At 43.7% G+C, this 19,062-nt stretch carries 22 protein-coding genes and 2 pseudogenes; 3 read left to right on the top strand and 21 right to left on the bottom strand.

Annotated features, from left to right (window positions below; genetic code table 11):
* Positions 1 to 22: 22 nt before the first annotated feature.
* Positions 23 to 1,201 carry a galactokinase gene (locus tag HMPREF9389_RS03700; RefSeq protein ID WP_002930231.1) on the bottom strand — a complete coding sequence of 393 codons (1,179 nt, stop codon included), beginning with the start codon at positions 1,199 to 1,201 and terminating at the stop codon, positions 23 to 25.
* Between the two features lie 205 nt (positions 1,202 to 1,406).
* On the opposite strand from HMPREF9389_RS03700, the gene HMPREF9389_RS03705 reads away from it, so the two are divergent.
* Both HMPREF9389_RS03705 and birA read left to right on the top strand, forming a co-directional pair.
* Positions 1,407 to 2,408, top strand: coding sequence for a LacI family DNA-binding transcriptional regulator (locus tag HMPREF9389_RS03705; protein WP_002930230.1), 1,002 nt, complete (start codon positions 1,407 to 1,409; stop codon positions 2,406 to 2,408).
* 16 nt (positions 2,409 to 2,424) lie between these two features.
* Positions 2,425 to 3,360, top strand: a complete 936-nt coding sequence (gene birA / locus HMPREF9389_RS03710; protein ID WP_002930229.1) for a bifunctional biotin--[acetyl-CoA-carboxylase] ligase/biotin operon repressor BirA — start codon at positions 2,425 to 2,427, stop codon at positions 3,358 to 3,360.
* Positions 3,361 to 3,414: 54 nt separating this feature from the next.
* Here birA and HMPREF9389_RS03715 read toward each other — a convergent pair whose 3' ends face one another.
* The 9 genes and pseudogenes from HMPREF9389_RS03715 to HMPREF9389_RS03740 all read right to left on the bottom strand — a co-directional run bounded on the left by HMPREF9389_RS03715 (position 3,415) and on the right by HMPREF9389_RS03740 (position 9,411).
* Positions 3,415 to 3,606: a DUF3272 domain-containing protein gene (locus HMPREF9389_RS03715; protein ID WP_002895701.1), complete on the bottom strand. Its 192-nt coding sequence runs from the start codon at positions 3,604 to 3,606 to the stop codon at positions 3,415 to 3,417.
* Positions 3,607 to 3,644: 38 nt separating this feature from the next.
* Positions 3,645 to 5,315 (bottom strand): DNA polymerase III subunit gamma/tau, encoded by a 1,671-nt coding sequence (dnaX, locus tag HMPREF9389_RS03720; RefSeq protein ID WP_002930227.1) that lies wholly within the window; start codon positions 5,313 to 5,315, stop codon positions 3,645 to 3,647.
* The gene (locus HMPREF9389_RS03725) at positions 5,315 to 5,812 is read right to left on the bottom strand and encodes a GAF domain-containing protein (RefSeq protein ID WP_002930225.1); all 498 of its coding nucleotides are present in this window, start codon (positions 5,810 to 5,812) and stop codon (positions 5,315 to 5,317) included. Before HMPREF9389_RS03725 ends, dnaX begins: the two co-directional genes overlap by 1 nt.
* Before the next feature lie 139 nt (positions 5,813 to 5,951).
* The gene (locus HMPREF9389_RS12245) at positions 5,952 to 6,371 is read right to left on the bottom strand and encodes a hypothetical protein (protein ID WP_002930224.1); all 420 of its coding nucleotides are present in this window, start codon (positions 6,369 to 6,371) and stop codon (positions 5,952 to 5,954) included.
* Between the two features lie 74 nt (positions 6,372 to 6,445).
* Positions 6,446 to 7,051: an alpha/beta fold hydrolase gene (locus HMPREF9389_RS12240; protein WP_002930223.1), complete on the bottom strand. Its 606-nt coding sequence runs from the start codon at positions 7,049 to 7,051 to the stop codon at positions 6,446 to 6,448.
* 10 nt (positions 7,052 to 7,061) lie between these two features.
* The gene (locus HMPREF9389_RS03730) at positions 7,062 to 7,472 is read right to left on the bottom strand and encodes a helix-turn-helix domain-containing protein (RefSeq protein ID WP_002930222.1); all 411 of its coding nucleotides are present in this window, start codon (positions 7,470 to 7,472) and stop codon (positions 7,062 to 7,064) included.
* A gap of 114 nt (positions 7,473 to 7,586) precedes the next feature.
* A complete protein-coding gene (locus HMPREF9389_RS03735; protein WP_002930221.1) occupies positions 7,587 to 8,207 on the bottom strand; it encodes a Type 1 glutamine amidotransferase-like domain-containing protein in 621 nt (206 codons plus the stop codon).
* Between the two features lie 11 nt (positions 8,208 to 8,218).
* Positions 8,219 to 8,833: pseudogene (locus HMPREF9389_RS0111335) on the bottom strand (class I SAM-dependent methyltransferase).
* Positions 8,830 to 9,411 (bottom strand): GrpB family protein, encoded by a 582-nt coding sequence (locus HMPREF9389_RS03740; RefSeq protein WP_002930218.1) that lies wholly within the window; start codon positions 9,409 to 9,411, stop codon positions 8,830 to 8,832. The pseudogene HMPREF9389_RS0111335 and the gene HMPREF9389_RS03740 overlap by 4 nt, the downstream one beginning before the upstream one ends.
* 193 nt (positions 9,412 to 9,604) lie before the next feature.
* Between HMPREF9389_RS03740 and HMPREF9389_RS03745 the strand changes: the two genes are divergently transcribed.
* Entirely contained in the window at positions 9,605 to 10,366 is a 762-nt protein-coding gene (locus HMPREF9389_RS03745) for a DNA/RNA non-specific endonuclease (protein ID WP_002930216.1), read from the top strand.
* A gap of 64 nt (positions 10,367 to 10,430) precedes the next feature.
* On the opposite strand, the gene HMPREF9389_RS03750 is transcribed toward HMPREF9389_RS03745, so the two are convergent.
* The 11 genes and pseudogenes from HMPREF9389_RS03750 to leuB all read right to left on the bottom strand — a co-directional run bounded on the left by HMPREF9389_RS03750 (position 10,431) and on the right by leuB (position 19,060).
* Positions 10,431 to 11,168, bottom strand: a complete 738-nt coding sequence (locus HMPREF9389_RS03750) for a DUF3307 domain-containing protein (RefSeq protein ID WP_002930214.1) — start codon at positions 11,166 to 11,168, stop codon at positions 10,431 to 10,433.
* A complete protein-coding gene (locus HMPREF9389_RS03755) occupies positions 11,165 to 11,830 on the bottom strand; it encodes a SatD family protein (RefSeq protein WP_002930212.1) in 666 nt (221 codons plus the stop codon). Before HMPREF9389_RS03755 ends, HMPREF9389_RS03750 begins: the two co-directional genes overlap by 4 nt.
* 91 nt (positions 11,831 to 11,921) lie before the next feature.
* Positions 11,922 to 12,239, bottom strand: a complete 318-nt coding sequence (locus HMPREF9389_RS0111330; protein ID WP_032906504.1) for a TfoX/Sxy family protein — start codon at positions 12,237 to 12,239, stop codon at positions 11,922 to 11,924.
* Positions 12,240 to 12,383: 144 nt separating this feature from the next.
* Positions 12,384 to 13,910 carry an ABC transporter permease/substrate-binding protein gene (locus tag HMPREF9389_RS03760; protein WP_002930208.1) on the bottom strand — a complete coding sequence of 509 codons (1,527 nt, stop codon included), beginning with the start codon at positions 13,908 to 13,910 and terminating at the stop codon, positions 12,384 to 12,386.
* A complete protein-coding gene (locus tag HMPREF9389_RS03765) occupies positions 13,903 to 14,631 on the bottom strand; it encodes an ABC transporter ATP-binding protein (RefSeq protein WP_002930205.1) in 729 nt (242 codons plus the stop codon). The genes HMPREF9389_RS03760 and HMPREF9389_RS03765 overlap by 8 nt, the downstream gene beginning before the upstream one ends.
* Before the next feature lie 14 nt (positions 14,632 to 14,645).
* Positions 14,646 to 14,729: pseudogene (locus tag HMPREF9389_RS12390) on the bottom strand (polyketide cyclase); the annotation flags it as partial.
* A gap of 167 nt (positions 14,730 to 14,896) precedes the next feature.
* The gene (locus HMPREF9389_RS03770) at positions 14,897 to 15,676 is read right to left on the bottom strand and encodes an L-threonylcarbamoyladenylate synthase (protein ID WP_002930204.1); all 780 of its coding nucleotides are present in this window, start codon (positions 15,674 to 15,676) and stop codon (positions 14,897 to 14,899) included.
* Between the two features lie 99 nt (positions 15,677 to 15,775).
* Positions 15,776 to 16,366 (bottom strand): 3-isopropylmalate dehydratase small subunit, encoded by a 591-nt coding sequence (gene leuD / locus HMPREF9389_RS03775; protein WP_002930202.1) that lies wholly within the window; start codon positions 16,364 to 16,366, stop codon positions 15,776 to 15,778.
* Positions 16,367 to 16,375: 9 nt separating this feature from the next.
* A complete protein-coding gene (gene leuC, locus HMPREF9389_RS03780; protein WP_002930201.1) occupies positions 16,376 to 17,758 on the bottom strand; it encodes a 3-isopropylmalate dehydratase large subunit in 1,383 nt (460 codons plus the stop codon).
* Position 17,759: 1 nt separating this feature from the next.
* Positions 17,760 to 18,026 (bottom strand): DUF1294 domain-containing protein, encoded by a 267-nt coding sequence (locus HMPREF9389_RS03785; protein WP_002895724.1) that lies wholly within the window; start codon positions 18,024 to 18,026, stop codon positions 17,760 to 17,762.
* The gene (leuB, locus tag HMPREF9389_RS03790; RefSeq protein ID WP_002930199.1) at positions 18,023 to 19,060 is read right to left on the bottom strand and encodes a 3-isopropylmalate dehydrogenase; all 1,038 of its coding nucleotides are present in this window, start codon (positions 19,058 to 19,060) and stop codon (positions 18,023 to 18,025) included. The genes HMPREF9389_RS03785 and leuB overlap by 4 nt, the downstream gene beginning before the upstream one ends.
* Positions 19,061 to 19,062 lie beyond the last annotated feature (2 nt).

Genomic DNA, 19,062 nt, shown 5'->3' with positions numbered 1-19,062 from the left:
ACTCAAGTTCCTTTTCTGTGATTTAGTCCAGCACTCGGCTTCCGCCAGCTACTTCTGCAATGTAAAAGCTAGGGGCATAGCCGACGACTTCTTGATACTTGCGGCCGACATTTTCTTTGAAAGTGTCCACCGTATCCTTAGCAACTAAAGCAATGGCGCAGCCACCGAAGCCAGCTCCGGTCATACGAGCCCCCAGAACACCTTCTTGCTCCCAGGCCGTATGAACCAAGGTGTCCAGCTCTAGGCCGGTCACTTCATAGTCATGCTCCAATGAAACATGAGACGCATTCATGAGACGGCCAAACTTGTCAAGATCGCCTGCCTGCAAAGCTGCCCGCGCTTGTAAAGTTCGTTGATTTTCCAAAACAGCATGGCGAGCCCGTTTGAGACGATTTTCGTCCTCTATCAGATAGCTGTACTCATCAAAGAACCACTCATCCAACTCGCCCAGAGTTGCAATAGACAGCTTGCGGTTAAGTTCTTCAACAGCTTTTTCGCACTCCGCACGGCGTTCATTGTACTTAGAATCCGCCAGCTCACGACGCTTGTTGGTATTCATAATCACTACTACATTGTCCTTGAGATCAAGCGGAACCAAGTCATACTCAAGAGTATTTGTATCTAAGTAAATAGCCCGCTGGTCAGCACCCATTCCGATAGCAAACTGATCCATAATACCAGAATTAACCCCGATAAATTCATTCTCAGTTAATTTACCGATTTTCACTAGGTCCAAACGTTCCAAGTTCAAATCAAAAAGTTTCTCAGCAATGACACCCGTTAGGAGCTCAAGTGATGCTGAAGACGACAAGCCTGATCCATTGGGAATATTTCCATAAACATAGACATCCATGCCTCGGTCAATCGTATGGCCTGCCTCCTGCAGAAAATGCAGAACTCCTTTTGGATAGTTGGTCCAGTTATGCTCAGGTTCAAAGTGAAGGTTTTCCAGCGGCACTTCAATAATCCCTTTTTCTTCAAAATTTCCTGAGAAGAATCGCAAGAGCTGGTCATCACGCTTGCGAGCCGCTCCATAAGTTCCTAGAGAAATTGCTGCAGGAAAGACATGGCCGCCGTTATAGTCGGTATGCTCTCCAATCAGATTGATCCGACCGGGTGAAAAGAAAGTGTGATCCGACTCTACTCCAAAAACTTTGGCAAAATCTGCGCGGACTTGCTCCGCTGAAATTAGGTTTGACATAAGCTAAACTCCTTTAAAATGAATGATTGACTTTGTAATCGTTTTCTTATATTTATTATAACCGTTTCCGAGTAAAACTTCAATAAATTTAGTAAAATTTTACTTAATTTAATACATGGCAAATATTTACTAAATTCTTCTTTGTTATTTACTAATTTTTGAGTTATAATTTATGTAGACAGTAAATTAAAAAGGACCAAATCAAATGGCTACTATCAAAGATATCGCCCAGACTGCTGGTGTTTCTTCCGCAACTGTTTCGCGGGTTTTGAACTATGACAAGTCCATGTCTGTCAGCGATGAGACGCGTAAGAAGATTTTCAATATCGCTGAACAGCTCAACTACAAAAAAAGCAACAGACAGAAAAAGACTCCACCTCAAACCCATCGCATTGCCATCGTGGAATGGTACACTGAGCTAGAAGAGCTGGATGATCTTTACTACTACTCCATCCGCTTAGGCATTGAAAAGAAAGCCCAGGAACTGGGCTATGATATCGTACGGATTTTCAACAACGATTCTCTGAGCCAGCTAGAACAGATTGACGGCATCATTGCCATTGGAAAATTCAGCACCAAGCAAGTGCAGGAGCTGGAGCAATACAGTCCTCCTTTGGTTTTCGTGGATAGCGATACGCTAGACCAAGGCCATAGCTGTGTGACAACGGATTTTGAACATGCCGTTACCCATGTTCTCGACCATTTTCTTGAGCAGGGCATACGAGAAATCGGGATGATTGCTGGACGCGAAGAAACGGCAGACGGAACGATAAGTCTTGATGACCCACGCTTGCCCTGCTTCTGCCGTTACCTTAGTGACAAAGATCTTTATCAGCCAACTTATGTCAAGATAGGCAAATTCTCCTCTGAGTCTGGCTACCAGCTGATGAAAGACATGATTGACCAGCAAAAAGAGCGGATGCCCAAAGCACTCTTTATTGCCAGCGATGCTCTGGCAGTCGGTGCTCTCCGTGCTCTTCAGGAAGCGGGAATAGCTGTTCCCCAAGATGTCCAGATTATTTCCTTTAATGATACATCCATTGCCAAATACGTCTATCCGCCTCTCAGTACTGTGACAGTATTTACAGAGGAGATGGGTAAGCAAGCTCTGCAGATACTGGACCAGATGATCAAAACTGACGAAAGCTCCATCCCTTACATGATTAAGCTCTCTACCAAGCTGACACTAAGAGAAAGCAGCTTTTAAGCTAGAAAGACCTCCTATGAAAACCTACGAAAAACTCTTTGATATCCTCAGCCAGGCTGACGACTATGTCAACGGCGAAAAAATAGCCCAAGAATTGGGCATTTCACGAACTTCCATTTGGAAGGCCATTCAAAAATTGGAGAAAGAAGGAATTCAAATCGAATCCGTCAAAAACCGGGGCTATCGATTGACAGCCGGTGATCTACTGATTCCTGACTGGATTGAAGCCCACTCTCCTGTTCAGGTCTCCTTCAATCCTGACTGCCAATCCACTCAGATGGATGCCAAGGCTGGCATGGAGGCCGGACGACCGGCCAACACTCTCTATCTGGCCGCTGCTCAATCCGCAGGCCGTGGCCGTTTTGGTCGTTCCTTCTTCTGCCCCAGCCAGGGCGGCTTTTACATGTCTCTCCACCTCAAGCCCAACCTCCCCTTCGACCAGCTCCCCTCCTATACTATCTTGACTGCGGGAGCTATCTACAAGGCGGTGAAAAATCTAACCCTCATGGAGATTGATATCAAGTGGGTTAATGACATTTACTATCGAAACAAGAAAATTTCCGGCATCTTAACTGAGGCTACGACTTCTATTGAGACAGGACTCGTCACCGATGTCATCATCGGTGTTGGTTTTAATTTTTTCATTACAGACTTTCCAGCCGACATCAAAGAAAAAGCCGGCTCCCTCTTTGAAGAGAAACCAGCCATTAGTCGCAATGAGCTCATTGCCGAGATTTGGAAATGCTTCTACGAAAGTGACCCAGAAGAGCTCATCTACCTCTACAAGCAACGCTCCTTGGTTCTGGGACGGCAAGTGACCTTCAGCCAAAAAGGCTCAGACTACCAAGGTTTGGCCAAAGACATCTCAGACAGTGGTCAACTCCTCATTCAGCTTGATAATGGTCAGGAAATCTGGCTTAATAGCGGCGAAGTCTCGCTGACCAGCTGGTAATCAAAAAAATTCATTTCAAAAGGACTAAGTCTTAATGACTCAGTCCTGTTTTCATTATTTCGGTCCTAAATGTTTATCGATTTCATCCACAATCCGCCCCATGACATAGGAAATCTGCAGATTGCGCAGCACCAAAACTGCCCAGAAAGCAGCCATGAAATAGCGCCCCGCCATGATGGATTCATTGAAAAAATAGGTCTCTAAGGCCGTAAAAACAGCCATTACAATAAATTGTCGTCTGTTCATAGTTTTATTATAACACGAAAACCTAGAAAAATCTTTTTTTAGTCCTCTTGAATGGTAATTTTTTCTGCTAAAAAGTCAAATCCCTCTGGAATCAAGCTTTCTTCTTCCTTCTCTTCAACCTCTGCCTTACCATTGCGGCTGCGAGCCGAAAAATCCGCCCGAATCTTGGTCCACTCTTCCAATGAAATAGCCAAAATCTCAGGTGAAAATCCTGCCGCATTGCTGAGGATATTGCCAAACATGGTATTGAGATTGTCCCGCTTCATGGTCTGCTCAGCGTTGAAATTAGACTCAAAAGCTAAGATAGCGTGGCTTTCGTTAGCCGCCACCGGTTGCGAGCCTGCCAGCAAGGCCTTGTCAGCTCCAGCCAGACTTTCAATAATCTCACCCCAAGCATTCTGCAGCTTAGTCAGATTGCTGCGAGCCAGACTAGGATTGTCAAGAGCCTCTTCTAGGATAGCATTGACCTTATTGCGGTCTGCTCGGTAGCCCTTAGATTTCTGCGGTCGAATATCCGAAGTTTTGACAGCTGCTGCAGGTTTTCCATTGCCATTAGCCAGCTGCTGCTTAAGACTATCAATTTCTTGTCTCAATCCCTTAAGCTCATCGGCTAGATTATTCGGAATTGCTGCCACCATAGGATGGCTGCTGATCTCTGCCAGTCGAATGGTCATCATCTCTGTATAAATCTTAGGCTGCAGGCTGTTCTTGATGTCTGCCAAACTCTTGGTCGCCATATCAATCATGGCAAAGAGAGTCTCCTGCGGTGTCTTGAGATTTTCCAGAAAGATCTCACTAGCATGATGATTCTCCCCGCCAGTTTTGACAATGATTAGATCACGCAGATATTGCAGGAGGTCCGTCACAAAACGAGCCATGTTTTTACCGCTATCAAAAATCAGATTGAGATTATCCAAGGCTGCAACTGCATCATGAGCAATCAAAGCAGCTACATAGGCATCCAAGGCTCCCAAGCTGATAGATCCAGTGATTTCTTCAGCAATATCAGTGGTCAAACGATTTTCTTGAGTTAAGCTAAGAGCCTGATCGAGGATAGACAAGGCGTCCCGCATACCGCCCTCAGCTCGACGGGCAATAATCTGCACACCTTCCTGCTCAAAATCAATCCCTTCCTGCTCCAAAATCCACTCAATATGACCAATAATGTCCTGCGTCTTGATAGACTTAAACTCAAAACGCTGGACACGGGAAAGAATGGTCGCTGGAATCTTATGCAGCTCTGTCGTCGCTAGGATAAAGACCACATTTTCCGTTGGCTCTTCCAAGGTCTTGAGCAAGGCATTAAAAGCCCCAGTCGAAAGCATGTGCACCTCGTCAATGATATAGACCTTGTGCTTGGCTAGACTGGGCGCATAGGTGGACTTGTCCCGAATGTCACGAATCTCATCTACCCCATTATTAGAAGCCGCATCAATTTCGATGACGTCTTCAAGGCTCCCCTCAGTGATGGCCTGACAGATATAGCAGTCATTGCAGGGCTCACCATCCTTTTGATTCGGACAGTTCATAGCCTTAGCAAAAATCTTGGCAACGCTGGTCTTTCCTGTTCCACGCGGGCCAGAAAAAAGATAGGCATGGCTGATTTTCTCTTGCTCAACAGCCTGCCGCAAGGTGGTGGCTACTACCTGCTGCCCCACCAGCTGACCAAAGGTCTGACTGCGGTACTTTCGATATAAAGCTTGATACATTAGGCTTTTTCTCCAAACATTTCAAAATTCCAAGTTGTTTTTTCAAGCAAAATATGGACAAATTTTTCCAGATATTCCTGGTCTACGTCATCATAATCACCCGTCAAGGCTGAGTCCAAATCCAGCACTCCAAGCAGTCGACCGTCTTTTACCATGGGCACCACAATTTCGCTTTTCGCTCTGCTGTCACAAGAGATATAGTTGGCATGCTGGGTCACATCATCTACGATAATCGTCTGCTCTTTCTCCGCAGATTCCCCACAGACACCCTTGCCTAGCGCAATATGGACACAGGAAACACCGCCCTGAAAAGGCCCCAAAATCAGCTCACTCCCATCAAAAAGATAGAAACCAGTAAAAACAGAATTAGGCAAGGCTTGATTGAGCAAGGCGCTAGCATTGGAAAGATTGGCTAAAGCATTGGTCTCATCCTCCAACAAGGCTTCTAGCTGAGCCAGTAAAAGTTGATAATTTGAAATTTTTTCTTTTGTGTTCATAGAGTCTATTATATCAAAAAAACAGTCTTATGACTGTTTTTGAAATAAAAATAAGAAGCACAACTAAAATATACTTTAAACTTTTCGTCAAGTGAAAATCCCAATAGATCAAGTAAAATAATCTCTCACCTTTAAGATTCTATTTACACCTTTTTTGTAAATCATCAATCGCCCGAATAAAAATCTCAGGTTTTTCAACATGAATATCATGCCCACTCTTGATATTATCTATTAGATGATTGTTCAACAAAAGTTTGTCTACTTGCTTAGCATCTTTGTCATCCATAGCACTCAAGAGAACCCCATTTTTATCATAGTATTTTTTCTGATTCAAAGGCCGAGCCACATGAAGCAATATAGATGGACATTGAACTTTTTTCAAGATTTCTTCCTGTTCAAATCCCTTGAACCAAGAAAAATCATAAAACGTTGTGCCAAAACGAAGATCGTAATTTCCTGTTCCATCCTGTAAATTAGCTGTTAAGTCATAGATGAGATTCACTTGTAATTCTGGCGGATAGTACCAAATTCTAGGAATCTTTCCTGGATGATTTTTCATATAGTTCAGAGCTGGTTTTTTGACAATTTTATTAAAATTTTTCTCACCAAAAATTTTTTTTAAATAAGTATGTTCTAAAAAATAGGCAGTATAATTTTTTTACCGCTTTTTAAGAAATCATACATATCTTTAAATCCTAACCAAGAAAAAGTAGAAAATGCTCGACTAGGCTCTGTTGAAAAAAACGGTGCATCTTCTATCAATAGTCCTCTAACAGTATCAGGAGCTAGTGCAGCTACCATTGTTGCAAGAAGCCCTCCTGATGAATGTCCTGAAATGAACACAGGAGCTTTTATAATATTATGAATAAACCAAATGAAATCCTGACTATTTTCCAGTACTGAATATTTAGCAGGATTTTTACTAGACCCACCATGTCCATAACAATCTACTGCATATACATGATATCGCTTAGACAATTCTCCAAAAACCTTGGCGTAGTCCTCCCAAGATACTTGCTGGCCATGGATCAGGAGTAAAGGAGGACCATTTTTGGGACCTTCGCCATAATTTATAAGAGATCCATCTGGTAAAGTCACTTGCTTTTCTATCATCCCAGCTTGTCGGATATATTTAAGATTAGCCTTATCATAGTGAAGATTACGATAAGCAAACCACCCTGCACTTACCAATATAACAGCTATCAATATCAAAATAACTAACATCATTGTCCTTTTCATTCATTGCCTGCTACTTTTCTGAAAAATACTTAGGAGTTTCTAGAAAAAAATTCGGATCTAATAACGCCAATCCTTGATTTTCATCTCCTAGCAAAAGAAGCTGATCTCCCGCTTTTATTTGAAAAATATTTCGTGACCGAGGGGGTAAGTGGATTTCACCACGCTCACCCACCGTTACTGTTCCAAAAATATATTTCCCTTTGATACTAGGAGTTGTCAATAAATTGCTCTCTAAATGTACTAGTTCATCCAAACTCACATCAAAAAAATCAGCTAATTGAGAGGAATAAATCACATCTGGAACGCTTTCTCCTGCTTCCCATTTTGCTATAGTCTGCCTTGATACACCTATTTCCTCGGCCAGTTTTTCCTGAGAAATATTCTCTCTTTTTCTTAAAATAGCAATATTTTTAGAAATCATTTTTTAATCTCCTTTTTATGATTACACTGTTAGTATAGCAAAAAAGCTGGTTGCTTCAACCAAGCTTTTCTTACTTTTTATAGACCTTTTGTTAAAATTCGTGGCAAAAATATTTTATTCCTCCTCCAAAACCTTCACTTCCTCATCCTCCACCAGCACTGCTTGACGATTATTAAGAGGCAGTAAATTAAGCTTGTCTCCATAAGTATCTAGGATTGCCTGAGCACTTTCAGCAAAGGGTTCTTCTCCGACATGAGGAAGAAGATAAAAATCTGCCTCCTTTAACGCCACCGTATCAGACAGTTCCCCTGCTACTTCCTTATCGTCCATAAGTCTGATGTAGTCAATATCCTCAGCAGTGATAACAGCGCCAGCAGATTCTCCCACATAGACCATGCCGTCTGCAATTTGTTCTTTTATCAAGAACAAAAGCTGCTTTTTCTTTAGTTCTTGCAGAAGATAAAAAGTATTGCCGCCAGAGACATAGAGGAGTTTGCTTTGGAAAATTTTAGCCTGAGCCGTTTCTCTATCACAAGCTGAAATATCCAAGACCTCTACTTGAAATCCCAACTCTGCAAAGGACTGCAGGGCTTCGTCAATATAACCCCTGTAGTCTTCTACATTTCCAGCCGTCGGGATAAAAAGTACCTGATTGCCCAATTGCTTTTCAGACGCATATTGTCTGAACAAGTCCTTGACTCCCGCAAAATAAGAACATAAAAATAATTGTTTCATAGGATACCTCCTTATTTTTTCCTAATTTTATAAATAATCCATTGGCCCTTTTTTTGACTATCGATGAGATGTAAATCCAAGTTTATCAAATAGTTTTCAAATTTTTCTTGCTTTCTAAAGTCTGGTAGGTAGTAAGCTAATTTGCTCCATTCACATGCCAGTAAGATGATTCCATCTGGCTTAAGAATCCGCTTAAGTTCTAGGAAGGACTGAGTTAGATTTTGCCAATGAAAATGAGTCTGAAAGGCTGTAATCAAATCAAATTCCTCAAATGGAAGATTTGTTTTCTCAACATTTTTTACCTCGAAAGATAGGCCAGGCTCAGCCAATTTTTCAGCTGCTCTGATGGCCGTAGAAGAAATATCAATCCCCAACACTTGGCTATTAGGAAAGTGCTTTTTCAAATATTTCGAGGAAGCTCCATTTCCAACTCCAACATCCAAAATAGCATTATATCGCTTCTTATGATCCAGCTGACTGACCGCCCAAACAACCATGGGCATATAAACACGATTCCATTATTTCATCATCCATAACCCAACCAAGCCGGACGGCCTTTTTGATTGGTACATTAAGTAAAGAAAAGCAAGAATAATTAAAAGGCTAATTATGGCTAGATAACTCATACGTCTTCCCTCTCATATCTTCCACCATAAAGCCTTTTGGCTTCTTCTGTATACTTCTTGATAAAATCCGTTTTCGCCTCTGTATAGGCATCACGATTGTGCTCGTATTGCTTCCACAAGGACAGCTTGAGCTTTTCATAGTCTTTAGCTACAGCATGGTGCTCCTGCAAATAGTCTCTAAAGTACAGTTCATCATGATCGCCTTCATAGCGCAGATGCAGATGGAAAACCCGCTCGGCAAAACCACTCGGTGTGTAGCCTTTATTAAATGACATCCGCCCCTTGCTTTCTGACATGAGCAGATAACCATTTTGCAGCAGCGACTCTCTCATTGCCGCCATATCTGTTTCTATGGGAATTTCCAATAAGATATCCACTATTGGCTTGGCCCAAATGGTCTCTACCGATGTTGAGCCAATATGGCTAAGACGAACAATCTGATGTTCTGGCATAAAACTCAAGAGCCGAAGTCGTTCCGCCTCATACCAATCTTTCCACGCTGCATCATGCTCTCTCAGAAAAATCGGAAAAAGCTGCCACAGCTCCTCGAGTGACATTTCCTCTAAAGATGGACTCATAAGCACCTCCTTAGGTAATTTATACAAGCGTTTTCTCTAGTTATGATTATAGGAAAAATACACATCCGAGTCAAATCTCGCACTTATTGAACAGATATTTATTTTTGTAATATTTTTGAAAAGTTTTAGTTGTCAAACAATCTATTTTTTAGTAGAATGATGTCGGAGATATATTATTTAAAAGGAGTTCTTTATGAAAAAGTTTAGGTTTGGCACTTGGCTTGTCCTGTCAGCCGGCTCTTTGTTGTTACTTTCACAGGCTCTTCCTGCAGAAAATGTTGCTGCTAATCAGAAGAACCAGATTAAGGTCCAGCTGCTTAACCATAGCGATGAAACAGCTATTGGCACTCTGGAGTTGAACGGAGAGTATCAGCTAAAGCTTGGGAAAAAGGACAAATACGGTCGGGCTACTGCTGCTCATGTTCAAATGCAGGAGCAACACAAAGCCAAAAAGAAAAAGGAGACCAAGGTCACATACAATCCAATCGGTTGGCACAATTACAAATTTTACTACGGAAATGGAGATGATCGGGCTTGGCTCATGAATCGCGCTCACCTGATTGGCTTTACTTTCAGCGGCCTCAATAATGAAGGGAAAAACCTCGTTCCAATGACCGCTTGGCTCAACTCTGGCAGTTTCCAAGGACTGGATGACAATAACCCAGATAGCATGCTCTATTATGAACATCGCTTGGAGCGCTGGTTAGAGGAAAATCCTGATTATTGGCTGGATTACAAGGTTACTCCGATTTACACGGACAATGAGCTTCTTCCTCGCCAGATTGAGCTCCAGTATGTCGGACTTGACGCAGAAGGCAATATTGTCAGCATCCAGCTAGGGGGCAAGGAAACAATTGATGAAGACGGAATGTCTCATGTCATCCTGGACAATGTCTCTCCAAATGCAGAGATTGACTACCAAACAGGCACTGCTGTCAATACCATGATTGAGTAGAGTTACAGATAAGAACATAAAAACAGACCATTCTTGCTATGATGATCTGTTTTTTTATTTATTTTTACCAATAAAGACAGCCGTAAACAAGCAGGACTGCAATCATACTGAAAAGCGAACCAATCAGGTAGTATTCAGCAAAGGACTGGCTTTCTGAAATCTTATTATAGCGGGCGATAGACTTAGCCGTAAAGACTAACCCAATGGCAGTAAACTGCCCGAAAATAAGAGAAAGTCCCATAATCAAGCGCTCTAATATCCCAATCATGGCACCAGCCCCCGCAATAGTCTCTCCACTGTCTTCCCCCGCCTGATACTTGCTGAAGAAGAGTTTAAAGAGGATATTAATCGGCTTACCAGTAAGGGCGAAGAAAAAGAGAGCCTGTAGCATGAGGTAGCGCTCAGACAGCCAATTAGGAGCTGGAATTTGCTGCTGTCCTAAGAGAAAATAAAGAGCAAAAATGCTAATCAGATGCAAGATCTGATCCAGTAAAAAGGCTGACTTTTGAGCATGATGGCGGACAATTGATGAATTCAACCTATTCTTCAAGAAGTCAATAAGCGCATGACTGAGCCAGACCAAGGTGAAATATAGCAGATAATTAGGTAAGATGAGGCCCAAGAGGAACAAGGGCAAGAGAACAATTCCCAAATGGAGAATTAAGAAATTCATCCGCCGGCTTTTGAGGTCGGCCATTTTCTGACTTTGAAGCTGAAAATCAGCTAGTACATGAGCCAGCAAAGTAAGTACAAGAATCGGATTCTGCGTGAAAAATTCTGAAAATCCCATAAAATTTGTCATTCTTCAGCCTCCTTTGCTGCCTGTAGAATCATTCTCATAGCTAAACGGCGATTTCTCAGATAAATCTTCAGTCCAGACGACTTGAGCCGCTTACTAAGCGCACTGGGACTAATCTGCAGCAGCTCTGCTATTTCCCCATGAGAAAAATTCTCGTCATAGATATATTCCATGAGCATCCGCTCCAGAACCTCTCTCTGACTGGTATTCCACTTACTCTGGATAAAGGAAGTAGCTGCCAGCACCGTATTGACCGCCTGACTGAGCTCTTCATCTCCCAAGGATACAGCTATACGGCTGCTGCCGTAGTCGTTCTTCTCGTGAACAGCCTCAATGGCTGCGCGGGCCCTCCAGTAGGCCGGACCGTCCGCACCAATACTCTGCTCCCGATTGATGTCCGTCACAATCTCCCCTAGGCCAAGTCCAAAGCGAATCGGATGAGGAAAACCCAAGGCAATCTGATCAAGGAGCTGCATGATCTCTGGATTAGGCCGCAGCAAAGCCTGAAACTCATCTCCAGTCGTTACCGTGAAAGGTGACACCAGATAATCCCGATAATCCTGATTTAGCACTGCCATCATGTCCTGCAGGTCCTTCTGGGCCTGCTTACGATTTTTCAGCTGTTTGGATTCAATTAAATCTCCAATAAGAGCAATATAAAGCATACCAAACCTCCTTTAAGTCCATTATAAAGGAAAATTTAAAAAATGTCTATTTAAACGGCAACTTTTTAGAATATCTATTGTAAAGGAAAGTCTATTTTTTCTTTTTAGGTGCTGGTAAGGCAGGATAGGCAGCTTCAATCAAACTGCAGAGAAAGGCAGCATCTTCTACTTCTTCTATATGAAGCATTGGTTTTGCGCCTGGATAAGGAGACTCATAAATCGGATTTTCAAAAAAATCCAGAGCTGGCTGGACCGGCTTGACCATCAGGCGATTGTCATAAATCCCGCCAAATAAGCGCCCTCGATAATAGAGCAAATACTCTCCCATCATCTTGCGAAAGCTAATTTCTTGACCTAAGCCCTGCAGTTGCTTCAGGATAAAATCCAAATATTCTTGACTAGATGCCATCGAAACACCTCCATGCATTGATACTTTATTATACCAAAAATGGATGAAGATTTCCTGACTAAGAGATAAACACATCTCCTTCAAATCCGCAGTCTGTCTATCCACAAGTAAGCAAAAAAGCTAGACCTTACAAGTCTAACTCTTTTACTTATTATTTTTTAAAAGTCCTTCCTTGACCAGATAGTCACGCGCAACAGCTTCCGCCTTTTTGCCCTCAATGCCAACTTGATAATTCATCTGGCTCATCTGGCTTTCTGTAATTTTACCAGCCAGCTTATTGAGAATACCTTCCAATTCAGGGTGTTTTTCTAGCAATTCAGCCTTCATGAGAGGGGCTCCTTGATAAGGAGGGAAAAGATGTTTATCGTCTTCTAAAACTTGTAAATCATAACGCGCAAGTTCTGCGTCAGTCGAATAGGCATCCGTGATTTGAATATCACCCGACTGGATAGCTTGGTAGCGAAGGGCTGGCTCCATGGTTGACACATTGAGATTCAGTCCATAGACAGATTGCAAACCCTTGTTTCCATCTTCACGGTCGTTAAATTCCAAGGTAAACCCTGCCTTGAGCTTGTCTTCGACTGCTTTAAGATCAGAGATGGTTTTAAGATTGTATTCTTTGGCGACACTCTTAGGTACTGCGATAGCATAGGTATTTTGATAAGCCATCTGATTGAGCAAGACTAGATTGTCCTGTTTCTTAATGCCATCACGCGCTACTTCAAAAACTTCTTCAGCATCATTGCTGACCTTTGGAGCAGGCTGTAAGAGAGTTCCAGTAATCGTACCGGTAAACTCAGGATAGATATCAATATCACCTTTTTTTAGAGCTTGATAAAGGAAGTCTGTCTTACCAAAGTTTGGCTTGACTGTCACAGTCATATCAGTATTTTCCTCGATGAGGAGTTTATACATATTCATGAGAATTTCTGGCTCTGGACCTAATTTCCCAGCAATAACCAGATGATCCTTCTCCTGCTTGGGAATTAGACTGGGTGTATAAGAAGCGCCGAGGCCGAGGGTTAAGACCGCAAAAGCTGTAAATACCGTCCGAAGCTTAGCCTTTTCCATCCATTTAAGGAGACTGTTGAAAAGAATGGCCAAAACTGCAGATGAAATAGCTCCAATCAAGATCAGACTGGCATTGCGACGATCAATTCCAAGAAGGATAAAGGAACCTAGTCCGCCAGCTCCGACAAGGGCTGCTAGAGTTGCTGTCCCGATAATCATAACCGTTGCCGTCCGAACTCCTGACACGATGACGGGCATAGCTAGAGGCAGTTCAAACTTTTTGAGCCGCTCCCACTTGGTCATCCCAAAAGCGATTCCAGCTTCCTCTAAACTAGGATCAATCCCATTCAAAGCAGTAACAGTATTTTCTAAAATCGGGAAAATAGCGTAAATCACCAGAGCAGTCAGTGCCGGCAGTGTACCAATCCCCATAAGAGGGATAAAAAGTCCCAACAAAGCCATTGAAGGAATGGTTTGAAAGATTCCTGCAATTTGCAGCACCCAATTGGCTGCTTTTTTATGACTATGAAGATAGATAGCGAGCGGAATGGTCAGGAAGATGGCCACTAGTAAGGTCAGAAGAGACAGCTGGAGATGTTGCCCTAAGGCTGCCAACCATTCGCCAAAGCGATCCTGAAAGGTAGAAAACAAATTAGCCATGTTGAACACCTCCAAACAAATCTGCTACGAAGTTAGTCGCAGGAGCAGATAAGATTTCCTCAGGTGTTGCCACTTGACGAATCTCCCCATCCTGTAAAACAGCAATCCGATTCCCCAGCTTTAAAGCCTCGTCCGTATCATGGGTCACAAAGATTGTCGTCATCCCAAACTGGTCATGGATACTCTTAGTCAAGCTCTGCAATTGCTTACGCGAGATAGCATCAAGAGCTGAAAAAGGCTCGTCCATCAGTAGGATTTTGGGTTGGGCGATAATGGCACGGACAATGCCCACCCGTTGCTGCTCACCGCCAGACAGCTCACTCGGCATACGCTGAGCATAGTCTTCAGCAGGCAAGCCTACTAACTCGAGCAATTCAGCTGTCTTCTGCTGAATATCTGCTTTGCGCCATCCTTTCATCTCAGGAATGAGAGCAATATTTTCAGCCACAGTTAGGTTTGGAAAGAGGGCGATCGCTTGTAAGACATAACCAGTAGAAAGGCGGAGTTCACGCTCATCATAGTCTTTGATTCTCTTATCATCCATATAGATGTTGCCATCTGTTGGCTCTAAAAGTCGGTTGATCATCTTGAGCATGGTTGTCTTACCGGACCCAGAAGGACCCACTAAAACCATGAACTCTCCATCCTCAATCTGTAAGTTGACATCTCTCAAGACATCCTTTTCTGTATAGCGTAGCGCTACATTTTTATATTCAATCATTCTTTGTCCTCAATTTAAAACTTCCCTCGATTCGTCAAGTCTTCTACCTTAGGCATGACTTCTTTATTGTCCCAATGCTCTACAATCAATCCATTATCATCCAAAACGAACGGTTCCATTGTAACACTTGTGATTTCAACTATCAAGAATTTTGTTCTGTTTAGAAATAATTTTAAACTTGGTAAAGAATTTAAAATTAAAGTTTCAAACTAAAAAACCCAGTGTAATGAGGAAATACCTCTCCCACACTGAGCTTCTTTTTATCTTAGTAATATTCACCCTGACGGTAATCCCATGAGTTGAAAGTATCAGACAGGTGCATCATGATTTTGTCAATGTCCAAGCCTTTGCGGATGACCACTGGTGCTGGTGAGATGGAACGTTGCCCACCTTGTTCTGGAATCAATTTTCCATCCTTGTCAACCATTGAGACCATAACACCTTGCTCATAGCGAGTTTCAATGGTCTTGTCTGGCTGGATAGAAGCTACATAATCATCTGCTTCAATGACTAAGTCAACAGCATTTTCGATGCGCTCGCCAATTCCTTCTACCTTGCCGCGGTTTCCTTTACCGGATGGGTTGGCTGAGGAAGCATAAACCATCTTGCCTTCTTCCCAAAGCTTAGCTGCCAGCTGCTCGCCCGCCTTACCAAACTTAATAACAAAACAGCTAGTGCCACGAACATCTGTCATCAGCTCTTCCCGACCGTCGCCAAAGGCCTTGAGCTTTTCAAAAGCTTCTGGCTTCCATGGTAGGATACAGCCCAAGAGGATGTCTTCATCCCAATGCTTTTGATAAAAAGCTTCAATTTCCGGATTCAGCTGAGCCAAAGCACGGAGCTCATCCATACTGCCACAGAGGACAACACCTGGCTTATTACGGTTACGAGCCTTAGCTTCGAACTTACGCTCCAAGCCAGCTCTATCGCTAGTCATGATGATGTAACCCACCTTGGTCGGGCAAACGATACAGCCGCCATCGCCTTTCAAGATGTCATAACCTTCTTGTGAAAGCTGTCCGTTCCATTGAATGTGTTTTGTCATAAGTTTCTTCCTTTTCTATTAAATTAAGATTTATTTTACCATATATTTTTATCGGAGACAAGGTTTTTTCAGAATTTTCTCAATATAGCAAAAATAAGGTTACTGCCAATAAGATGGACGATTTTTTTCATATTTCGTAATCAAATCCTCATATTGCAGCGTAATGCCGATGTCATCCAGACCGTTGAGGAGCTTGTGCTTCCATTCTCCATCAATGTCAAAAGAGAATTCTCCCACCGGTGAAAAAATCTTCTGCTGCTCCAAATCCACCGTCACTTCATCCGTTGGCTTCAGATTAGCCAAGGCTTGCCGCACTTCGAGCGGCTGGACGATAGGCAGCATACCGTTATTAAGCTCGTTATTGTAGTGAATATCCCCGAAAGATCCGGCAATAACTACCTTGAAGCCATAGTCAGCCAAGGCCCAGGCAGCGTGCTCCCGAGAGGAACCCGCTCCAAAATTGTCCCCTGTAATCAGAATAGTCGCCTTGCGGTACTCCGGTCTATTAAAGACGAAATCAGGATCTTCAGTGTACTGATTATCCAGATAGCGCCAAGCGTACATGAGGTACTTGCCAAAGCCTTTTTTATCAATCAACTTGAGAAACTGCTTGGGTAAAATTTGGTCCGTATCGATATTATCGTTCATGAGGGGGACTGTTGTCCCCGTGTAGATTGTAAATTTTTCCATAAAACTTCCTTACTGGACCTCCGGTAGCTGGCGGACGTCTACAAAGTGCCCAGCAATAGCTGCCGCTGCTGCCATAGCTGGACTGCAAAGATGGGTTTTAGCACCAAATCCCTGACGATCCTCAAAGTTCCGATTACTAGTAGAGGCACAGTGGACTCCGTCCGGCACCTTATCTGGATTCATTCCCAGACACATGGAGCAACCCGGATCGCGCCACTCAAAGCCTGCATCCATGAAAATTTTATCCAGTCCCATCTTTTCAGCAGCCCGCTTGACCGGACGAGAGCCTGGTACAACGATAGCTGTCAAATTGGGAGCGATATGCTTGCCAGCGACAAACTTAGCAGCCAGCTGCAAATCGCTGAGTCTGGCATTGGTACAGGAGCCGATAAAAATATAACCTAGATCAATATCTTCTGCTTTCTTACCTGGGGAGAGGTCCATGTAATTGTATGCCCGCTCGTCGTTCATATCACGGATTTCTGGGAAAGCCGCGCCGAACTCAACTCCCATGGAAGGATTGGTCCCCCAAGTCACCATAGGTGCCAGCTCGGAGACATCAATCTCAATGACCTTATCATAGACAGCATCAGGATCACTGACCAGAGTCTTCCAATCAGCTACCGCTGCCTCAAAGTCCTTGGGAGCACCCGGCCGTCCTTGAACATAATCATAGGTCTTCTGGTCGGGATTCATAATGCCCATCTTAGAGCCAAACTCAATGGACATATTGCAGATAGTCATGCGCTCTTCCATGGTCAGATGATCAATCGCATCACCAGCATACTCGACCACATGACCGACACCTGCAGCCACACCATATCGGGCAATCAGAGCGAGGATAAAGTCCTTGGAATAGACACCTTTAGGTGGCACTCCGGTAAATTTGACCAACATTTTCTTAGGCTTGACCTGCCAAATGGTCTGCGTGGCAAAAACGTGCTCTACCTCTGAAGTACCGATTCCAAAAGCAATGGCACCAAAAGCACCGTGAGTGGCCGTGTGACTGTCACCGCAGACGATGAATTTGCCCGGCTGAGTCTTGCCCGTTTCCGGTCCAACCATATGGACAATCCCCTGCAACTCCGATCCGTGAGCCGCATGCTCGATGCCAAAATCCTTGACATTCTCAGAAAGTTTATCAATCTGAGCCTTGGAAATAACATCCCGGATATCATAGATATTGACCGTAGGAACATTATGGTCAAAGGTTCCAAAGGTCAAATCCGGCCGTCTAACTTTGCGCCCTGCATCTCGAAGACCTTGAAAAGCCTGAGGGCTGGTTACTTCATGAATATAATGCTGATCCACATACATAAGCTGGGGCTGACCTTCTTCACCTGTTATCAGATGCCTTTCCCACAGCTTATCAAAAATCGATTTTCCAGCCATACTAGCTTCTCCATATGTAATATAAAATTCCGATTTCCACTATTATTCCGCAAATCCAAGCCAACCAGAAATACCATTTTCTGGTCTTGTGGTGAAAGAGGCGACCACCTAATAAAGCGCCCAAACCTCCGGCTGCCAATGCTGATAAGAGCAAAGTCTTCTCTGGAATGCGGTAGTGATTTTTCTTAGCCTTACGCTTATCCCAGCCATAAAGCAGGAAAACGACAAGGTTCCATAGCAGGCAAATACCCGTTAATATCCATTTCATAAGTTCTTAATAATTGCCTCCGTCATTTGAGCTGTTCCTGCCTGACCGCCCAGATCTCGGGTTAAGACACCCTGACCCAAAGTCTTCTCAACCGCTGCTTCAATCGCCTCTGCAGCTTCAAGCTCTGCAAAACTATCCCGCAGCATCATGGCTACAGAAAGGATCATACTGATAGGGTTTGCAATGCCTTTCCCTGCAATATCTGGAGCCGAACCATGGATAGGCTCGTAAAGACTTGGTCCAGCTGCCGAATGACTGGCTGATGGCATAACTCCCAGCGTCCCTGACAAGACACTGGACTCGTCTGAGAGAATATCCCCGAAGAGATTTTCCGTTACCACAACATCAAACTTAGCAGGATTGGTAATCATGAGCATCGCAGCGCTGTCCACCAGTTGGTGCTCCAAGGTCACATCTGAATAATCCTTGGCCACCTCATCGGCAACTCTACGCCAGAGTTTGGATGTCGCTAGCACATTTTGCTTGTCAATACTGGTCACAAGCTTTCTGCGACCACGCGCAATGACAAAGGCCTTACGGACAATCCGCTCCACCTCTTCATAGCTGTAGTCGTTGATATCACGCGCAGATTTATCCTCCAAAATATGCTCACCAAAGTAAATCCCACCAGTCAGCTCGCGCACGACTACGAAGTCCACTCCAGCAATTCGCCCTGCTTTCAAAGGCGACAAATGCTTAAGAGCATCGAAAATCTTAACTGGGCGGATATTGGCATAGAGTTCAAGCTCCTTGCGCAGAGCCAGCAAGCCTTGCTCCGGTCGAACTGGAGCATTATCATACTGGGGACTGCCGATAGCTGCTAGGAGAATAGCATCAGCCTTCTTGGCCGCTTCTAGAGTTGACTGAGGCAGAGGATGACCTTCCGCATCAATACCAGCCCCCCCAAAAGCCTTCTCAGTAGCATGATAAGTAAAACCGAACTTGTCCGCAACAGCAGCCAGCACTTGGAGACCGGCTTCCATGATTTCTGGGCCGATACCATCACCCGCCAGAGCTACAATTTCTTTTGTCATAG

Origin of the sequence: Streptococcus sanguinis SK355 (genome assembly GCF_000212855.1) — a bacterium.
GTDB classification, from domain to species: domain Bacteria; phylum Bacillota; class Bacilli; order Lactobacillales; family Streptococcaceae; genus Streptococcus; species Streptococcus sanguinis_A.
This window is presented reverse-complemented; position numbering and strand designations above follow the sequence as displayed.

What these genes read in the sequence shown, in the direction of transcription:
- HMPREF9389_RS12240 (WP_002930223.1), bottom strand. Translation starts at nt 7,051, where the DNA reads ATGAAAAGGACAATGATGTTAGTTATTTTGATATTGATAGCTGTTATA.
- leuD (WP_002930202.1), bottom strand. Translation starts at nt 16,366, where the DNA reads ATGGAAAAATTTACAATCTACACGGGGACAACAGTCCCCCTCATGAAC.
- HMPREF9389_RS03700 (WP_002930231.1), bottom strand. Translation starts at nt 1,201, where the DNA reads ATGTCAAACCTAATTTCAGCGGAGCAAGTCCGCGCAGATTTTGCCAAA.
- HMPREF9389_RS03750 (WP_002930214.1), bottom strand. Translation starts at nt 11,168, where the DNA reads ATGACAAATTTTATGGGATTTTCAGAATTTTTCACGCAGAATCCGATT.
- HMPREF9389_RS03785 (WP_002895724.1), bottom strand. Translation starts at nt 18,026, where the DNA reads ATGAAATGGATATTAACGGGTATTTGCCTGCTATGGAACCTTGTCGTT.
- HMPREF9389_RS03740 (WP_002930218.1), bottom strand. Translation starts at nt 9,411, where the DNA reads ATGAGTCCATCTTTAGAGGAAATGTCACTCGAGGAGCTGTGGCAGCTT.
- leuC (WP_002930201.1), bottom strand. Translation starts at nt 17,758, where the DNA reads ATGGCTGGAAAATCGATTTTTGATAAGCTGTGGGAAAGGCATCTGATA.
- HMPREF9389_RS03715 (WP_002895701.1), bottom strand. Translation starts at nt 3,606, where the DNA reads ATGAACAGACGACAATTTATTGTAATGGCTGTTTTTACGGCCTTAGAG.
- birA (WP_002930229.1), top strand. Translation starts at nt 2,425, where the DNA reads ATGAAAACCTACGAAAAACTCTTTGATATCCTCAGCCAGGCTGACGAC.
- HMPREF9389_RS03730 (WP_002930222.1), bottom strand. Translation starts at nt 7,472, where the DNA reads ATGATTTCTAAAAATATTGCTATTTTAAGAAAAAGAGAGAATATTTCT.
- HMPREF9389_RS03765 (WP_002930205.1), bottom strand. Translation starts at nt 14,631, where the DNA reads ATGATTGAATATAAAAATGTAGCGCTACGCTATACAGAAAAGGATGTC.
- leuB (WP_002930199.1), bottom strand. Translation starts at nt 19,060, where the DNA reads ATGACAAAAGAAATTGTAGCTCTGGCGGGTGATGGTATCGGCCCAGAA.
- HMPREF9389_RS03755 (WP_002930212.1), bottom strand. Translation starts at nt 11,830, where the DNA reads ATGCTTTATATTGCTCTTATTGGAGATTTAATTGAATCCAAACAGCTG.
- HMPREF9389_RS03735 (WP_002930221.1), bottom strand. Translation starts at nt 8,207, where the DNA reads ATGAAACAATTATTTTTATGTTCTTATTTTGCGGGAGTCAAGGACTTG.
- dnaX (WP_002930227.1), bottom strand. Translation starts at nt 5,315, where the DNA reads ATGTATCAAGCTTTATATCGAAAGTACCGCAGTCAGACCTTTGGTCAG.
- HMPREF9389_RS12245 (WP_002930224.1), bottom strand. Translation starts at nt 6,371, where the DNA reads ATGAAAAATCATCCAGGAAAGATTCCTAGAATTTGGTACTATCCGCCA.
- HMPREF9389_RS0111330 (WP_032906504.1), bottom strand. Translation starts at nt 12,239, where the DNA reads ATGGCATCTAGTCAAGAATATTTGGATTTTATCCTGAAGCAACTGCAG.
- HMPREF9389_RS03770 (WP_002930204.1), bottom strand. Translation starts at nt 15,676, where the DNA reads ATGACAAAACACATTCAATGGAACGGACAGCTTTCACAAGAAGGTTAT.
- HMPREF9389_RS03725 (WP_002930225.1), bottom strand. Translation starts at nt 5,812, where the DNA reads ATGAACACAAAAGAAAAAATTTCAAATTATCAACTTTTACTGGCTCAG.
- HMPREF9389_RS03705 (WP_002930230.1), top strand. Translation starts at nt 1,407, where the DNA reads ATGGCTACTATCAAAGATATCGCCCAGACTGCTGGTGTTTCTTCCGCA.
- HMPREF9389_RS03760 (WP_002930208.1), bottom strand. Translation starts at nt 13,910, where the DNA reads ATGGCTAATTTGTTTTCTACCTTTCAGGATCGCTTTGGCGAATGGTTG.
- HMPREF9389_RS03745 (WP_002930216.1), top strand. Translation starts at nt 9,605, where the DNA reads ATGAAAAAGTTTAGGTTTGGCACTTGGCTTGTCCTGTCAGCCGGCTCT.